Annotated in this window: 5 protein-coding genes, 1 tRNA gene and 1 pseudogene; 4 read left to right on the top strand and 3 right to left on the bottom strand. The window is 39.3% G+C overall.

Translation table 11 applies throughout. The annotated features are described in order from the left end of the window. Positions 1-17: 17 nt before the first annotated feature. Positions 18-899, bottom strand: coding sequence for an NAD-dependent epimerase/dehydratase family protein (locus CWC14_RS11955; protein WP_138563093.1), 882 nt, complete (start codon positions 897-899; stop codon positions 18-20). A 340-nt stretch (positions 900-1,239) separates the two neighbouring features. Here CWC14_RS11955 and CWC14_RS11950 point away from each other — a divergent pair. The 4 genes and pseudogenes from CWC14_RS11950 to gloA all read left to right on the top strand — a co-directional run. Continuing rightward, a pseudogene (locus CWC14_RS11950) lies at positions 1,240-1,458 on the top strand (iron-sulfur binding domain-containing protein); the annotation flags it as partial. A 219-nt stretch (positions 1,459-1,677) separates the two neighbouring features. Further along, a complete protein-coding gene (locus CWC14_RS11945) occupies positions 1,678-3,588 on the top strand; it encodes an aminotransferase class V-fold PLP-dependent enzyme (protein ID WP_138563092.1) in 1,911 nt (636 codons plus the stop codon). A gap of 120 nt (positions 3,589-3,708) precedes the next feature. Then, positions 3,709-4,740: a serine hydrolase domain-containing protein gene (locus tag CWC14_RS11940; RefSeq protein WP_138563091.1), complete on the top strand. Its 1,032-nt coding sequence runs from the start codon at positions 3,709-3,711 to the stop codon at positions 4,738-4,740. Between the two features lie 53 nt (positions 4,741-4,793). Next, the gene (gene gloA / locus CWC14_RS11935) at positions 4,794-5,195 is read left to right on the top strand and encodes a lactoylglutathione lyase (RefSeq protein ID WP_138563090.1); all 402 of its coding nucleotides are present in this window, start codon (positions 4,794-4,796) and stop codon (positions 5,193-5,195) included. 89 nt (positions 5,196-5,284) lie between these two features. On the opposite strand, the gene CWC14_RS11930 is transcribed toward gloA, so the two are convergent. After that, positions 5,285-5,551 carry a DksA/TraR family C4-type zinc finger protein gene (locus CWC14_RS11930; protein WP_008115225.1) on the bottom strand — a complete coding sequence of 89 codons (267 nt, stop codon included), beginning with the start codon at positions 5,549-5,551 and terminating at the stop codon, positions 5,285-5,287. Positions 5,552-5,872: 321 nt separating this feature from the next. Then, positions 5,873-5,948 (bottom strand) — tRNA-Glu (locus CWC14_RS11925). Positions 5,949-6,064 lie beyond the last annotated feature (116 nt).

The raw sequence follows: 6,064 nt of genomic DNA, 5'->3' as shown, positions 1-6,064 counted from the left end.
GACCTCCGGCTACCCGATTAGCTGCGTTTTAAAATTGGCAATACTTCTGCTGTTTCAGTATCTAGCATTTCCAAAACGCTTTCAAAACCATGTATAGGTAACCAACCTAATTTCTCACATGCAGACGATGAATCATATACACGATCTAAGCTTTGAGGTAGCTGCCAATTTCTTTGTTTAAATGCTAGCGCTATTTCTGGACATTTACGTTTGATAACAGCTCCAGCTTCAGTGTATAAAGCTTCGCAATCAGAAAAATGAAAAGGTGTTGCACCTGAGATTATAAAACGATTAAAACCGCTTAAGCGGCTTTCCACAGCACATAAATGAGCATTGGCTACATCTCTAGCATCAATACCACGAGTCAGGCGAAATACTGCCATTAAATCTGCAGGCTCAGGAAAGCATCTCGACATTTGCAGCACAGTAACTGGAAGCTGAAACAGATTTGAAATTTCTTCTAGTTTAGCTTCAGCTGCAATTTTACTTTTATGATAAATCGACTTGGGTTGCGGGGTGACTTCTTCATTAACCCAACCTGCAATACCTTTAGGTGTCGAAGCATAGCCGTACAACGCCGTTGTACTGGTAAAAATAAAGTGTTTAACACCTGCTTGCACCCCAGCCAAAGCCAATTTCTCAGTCGCATCTACGTTAATAGATTGAAACTCTGAATCAGGTACTAAACCAACATGAGGAGCATGAAGAGCCGCTGTATGAACGATGACATCAATATTTTCAAGAATCCCATCAATCAGAGCATTATCACAGATATCACCAATGTAATCGGCTGTTGAGCAAGGTGTTTTATCAATGCCGACAACGTCATGTGTTCGCATTAATTTAATATAGATTGCACGCCCGACCCTACCTGCAGAGCCTGTTACCAAAATTCTCATTATGACACCTTACTAATGATTGACCTCAAAGCAGCTAACATTTAATAGTGCGCTCATCGCGCATATTTCTGCCGACTCCACGCTCATTTTTCTACATTATATAGTTTTAACAAATAACCTAAGGTATTACTATAACTATGTTTTCTAAAGTTTTTAGGTAAAGTTAAATAGAACAATATGCGCTCAGCGCTTATTTTCATGAATATATGCGCAAAAAGCAGTTTAACCAATCTATTAACGACGATATTTGACCAGTATCAATGACCGCTTATCGCTCAAAGCAGTCTTGAAAAAGTAAGTATTTTCGTTCTACGTTCATTATATTTTGGGTGGCCGACATACGCACATATTCCGTGTATCAAACCTTACTAAGTTTGCAATAGGTAAGAACGTTGTTGAAGTAGAAAAGAAGCTCGAAAAACTAGTGCCTAAAGAGTTTAAAGTCGATGTTCATCACTGGCTTATACTGCATGGCCGCTATACCTGTGTAGCGCGAAAACCTAAATGCGGCAGCTGTATTATTGAAGATTTATGTGAGTTTAAAGATAAAACTGAGTAGCTACATGGCGAGTGTTCCTCTACCAATACATTCTATTTCTTAATGCAGGTGTCAAACTTAGGCACCTTGACTTTTCTATAGTACAAATTAATTAAATAAACGCTTATACCTGCCCCTGCGAAAAGAAATTATTGGAACATTTTCAAAGTATTAATTTCACAAGCGTCAATCCTTTAGTTATGCTGTTGAGCATTATGAAATTTTATTACGAGAATTCCTATGCTACCAATACTTCGTATCTTGTTAATTGAGCAAGATCCAGTCACCTTACAAGAGCTTTCAACGAATCTATCGAAGACCATTGTCAATTTTGAGCGAGATGATATTCATATTGATATTATTGAGCGTCTTGAGCTAAAACAAGCGTTGGACATTGTAGAGGAAGATGGTGATATTCAGGCTGTAGTGCTTAGCTGGGATTTGCAAAATAAGGTTGGCGAACGCACTTATAGTCGCTTTATCGAGCAGTTAAAAGGGATCCGCCTTGAGCTGCCTGTTTATGTTATTGGCGATGATACGAAGGGGCTTGAAATCGTTAATGAGTCGGAGGAGATTGAGTCTTTCTTTTTTAAAGATGAGGTAATTTCTGATCCTGAAGCAATTTTAGGCTATATGATCAACGATTTCGATGACCGCTCAGAGACCCCATTTTGGACTGCGTACCGCCGCTATGTTGGCGAAGCAAACGATTCTTGGCACACACCAGGTCACAGTGGCGGCTCGAGCTTTAGAAATTCTCCTTATATTAAAGATTTTTATCAGTTTTATGGTCGTAATGTGTTCGTGGGCGATCTGTCGGTTTCTGTTGATTCGTTAGGTTCATTGTCAGATAGCACTAATACCATTGGCCGTGCGCAAGAGTCAGCAGCGGCGACGTTTGAAGTCAAGCATACCTATTTCGTTACCAATGGGTCGTCTACCTCAAATAAAATCATCTTGCAGACATTGCTGCGTAAGGGCGATAAAGTGATCATCGACCGCAATTGTCATAAATCTGTGCACTATGGCATTTTGCAATCAGCGAGTTTACCTGTTTATTTGTCGAGTATTTTAAATCCTAAATATGGCATTTTTGCGCCGCCGTCGTTGGCCGATATAAAACAAGCGATAGAACAAAATACCGATGCAAAATTGCTGGTTCTCACCGGTTGTACTTACGATGGCCTACTGAGCGATCTGAAACAGGTGGTCGATTTTGCCCATCAACATGGTATTAAAGTATTTATTGACGAGGCATGGTTTGCTTACTCGCTGTTTCATCCAAGCCTACGATACTATTCCGCCATTCATGCTGGCGCTGACTACGTCACTCATTCGGCGCATAAAGTGGTATCGGCGTTTTCTCAAGCGTCTTATATTCATGTTAACGACCCTGATTTCGATGCTGATTTCTTTCGTGAGATTTACAGTATTTACGCCAGTACATCGCCAAAATATCAGCTTATCGCGTCGCTTGATGTGTGCCAAAAGCAATTAGAGATGGAAGGCTATAAGTTACTCAATGCTTTGTTGAACCATGTGGAAGAATTTAAACAACAGATGGCTTCTCTCAAACAAATTAAAGTACTAGGTAAGCAAGACTTTATGGAAATATTTCCGCACTTTAGTGGTGATAACATGGGTCACGATCCGCTAAAAATTCTCATCGACATTAACGAATTACCTTATTCGTTAAAGGATATTCATAAATACCTGCTGGATGAAATTGGCTTAGAAATAGAAAAATACACCCACAGTACCATTTTGGTATTACTCACCCTTGGCGGCACGCGCTCAAAAATAATTCGTCTTTATAATGCGCTCAAAAAACTCGACAGCGGTAAAGTGAAGTTGTCAAAATCGACGCGACGATCTCGCTTGCCTGAAAACCTACCCGCTATAGACCTTGCGTGTATTCCAAGTGATGCTTTTTATGGCGAGCGCGAATCTGTGCCTATCGGTAAAAGTAACAACCGTATTTGTGCCGGTTTAGTTACCCCCTATCCGCCAGGTATTCCGCTTTTGGTGCCTGGCCAGCATATTACAGAGGAACACATAGAGTACCTTAAAGAGCTAGCAGGACAAGGTTTGACGATTCAAGGGAGTTTTGATGGTGAAATCTATGTTCTTAAGGGCAAAGCTAATAAGTAAAAAGTATATTTTAATAGAGTTGAACTCCTTATAACTAAACAGCAATATCACATGATATTGCTGTTTAGTAGAATAAAGAGCTGATCCTCACACTCCAAAAATAAATGAGACCAGAATGCAATGATACAGTTGAAGAACAAAAAGGCGCTCACGCTTCTGCGCGTTGCAGCTCTCATTGTTACTCTTACTAGCATATACATTTTTGCCCCTTGGCAGTTTGCTTTATATTACTTTCACCCACTGCCCGCTAACGTTCAAGCACAAACACAAGAGGCTATTGAACAAGGAATCGATGGCATTATTGTTTATATTCATAAACAAGGACAGCAACCTGAATATTTTGCAAATGGTTGGCATGATCGAGAGCAAAAAATACCCGCATACCCTAATGCACTTTTTAAAATTGGCAGCATTCGAAAGTTATATGATGCAGCAGCTTTAACCAAACTTTCAGCCGCTGGACGTATTGAAATAGATAAAACACTGGCTGATTATCTTCCATCATTAATTGGGCGCATTGAAAACGCAGATAAAATTACATTGCGAATGATGGTAAAACACAAAAGTGGCATACCCAATTACACAGACACCGATAATTTTGATTGGTCAATCACCTACCCTGATCCACTTGCATTAGTGCTCGATGAACCCGCGGACTTTAGCCCTGATGCTGATTATGGCTATTCTAATACTAATTATTTGTTGCTGAGAAAAATTATGTCTAACGCACTGGGTTATGATCACAACCAATATATTAAAGATGAAATTTTAACGCCACTGGGCCTAACGAATACGTTTTCATCAGTACATGAAATAAATTTAGTTGATTTGATGAGTGGTTACTACGTAGGTTATGAGAATGATTTTAAAGCACTCGATCAAGGCTATGTGGCTACCGCACAAGATATAGGCGACTTTCTTATTGCTTTAAACAAAGGCGCTTTTTTCGACGAACAAGAGCAAGCTTTGTATACATCGCTTTATAAGTATGAACACACGGGTTGGGTATTAGGGTATTCAAGCATTGCTCGTTATTATAAGGATATCGATACAGTCGTTGTACAGTTTATAAATACTAATGGCAATGATACTGTGATGCTCACAGAAATAATTTATAATCGGATTATTGATATTTTAACAGCGCAGCAGTAGTCGTTACAAAGTAGCTGCGTTATCAAAATTTATGTGAATTTTAAGAGGTTTAAATGCGTTTACTACACACCATGTTACGGGTTGCTGATCTAGATAAATCAATTGCGTTTTATACTCAAGTGCTCGGTATGAAAGAGTTACGCCGTGCTGATAACGAAGAGTACCGCTACACCCTCGCCTTTATAGGATACGGTGATGAAACTGACACGACAGTACTTGAACTAACCTATAACTGGGATACCGACAGCTACGATTTAGGTAATGCCTATGGTCATATCGCCATTGAGTTTGATGATATTTATAAAGCCTGTGAAGATATAAAGGGCGCTGGTGGTAACGTTAGCCGTGAACCAGGACCAGTAAAGGGTGGTACAACAGAAATTGCGTTTGTAAAAGATCCAGATGGCTACTCAATTGAACTTATTAAGAAAAAAGAGAACATGAATAAATTTTAGTAAATTTATTTAATAGGTTTACTAACCCCTTTTTAATTATCTAAGCTCAACTCTGATACGATATTAAAAAAGGTGCTGTATGCACCTTTTTATCGTAACTGACTGTCTTTACTGCCACGCCGATTAAGCCCTTTTGAAAGCCCGCCTTTACCTTCTAGGTCAGCTTGGCAGCTTACACAATACTTAACCCCAGGTACCGCAAGTCTTCGTGCCTGTGGTATTGGTTCATCACATTCTTCACATAGCTCGGCACTGGCTCCAGAAACTAAATTACTTCTAGCATACTGCACAGCGTCATTAACGCTTGCGTCAATTTGTTCTTGAATTGCACCATCGCGTGCCCATCCACTTGCCATATAACCTCCTATTTATTTGGACGTTTATATGTACCCTAACATAGGCGAAGTATATTTAAGCTGAATATAAAGAAAGGAAAGAAACTAATAATATATAGGAGTTATTATATTAAATTATTTAATTTTGAGATTTTAACTTCACTGGATAGTTTTGAAATAGTGATGGAAATGCAGGTAAACTGATTTTAGATACTTTTTATTAAAAGCTATATTACTAATGAATAGTAGGTGGCATACCAAGAGATTTTTCACTCTTTATTATTTTGCTGATAGAGAGTGCTGCAGTCATACTGCTTTTTATGATTACTTAAAATAAGTAAGTGGCGTCCCCAAGGGGATTCGAACCCCTGTTACCGCCGTGAAAGGGCGGTGTCCTAGGCCTCTAGACGATGGGGACGCAGAAATTGGTTTGCAAATCACTGATTTGCTATTTCTGCGTAAGATGAGCCGAGCTTGTGAGGCGAATGGCATTATCTTCTCAGAAACATTTTCTGTGTCACTAGGACAACTGAA

It is taken from the genome of Pseudoalteromonas sp. S3260, from assembly GCF_005886925.1.
GTDB lineage: Bacteria > Pseudomonadota > Gammaproteobacteria > Enterobacterales > Alteromonadaceae > Pseudoalteromonas > Pseudoalteromonas tetraodonis.
This window is presented reverse-complemented; position numbering and strand designations above follow the sequence as displayed.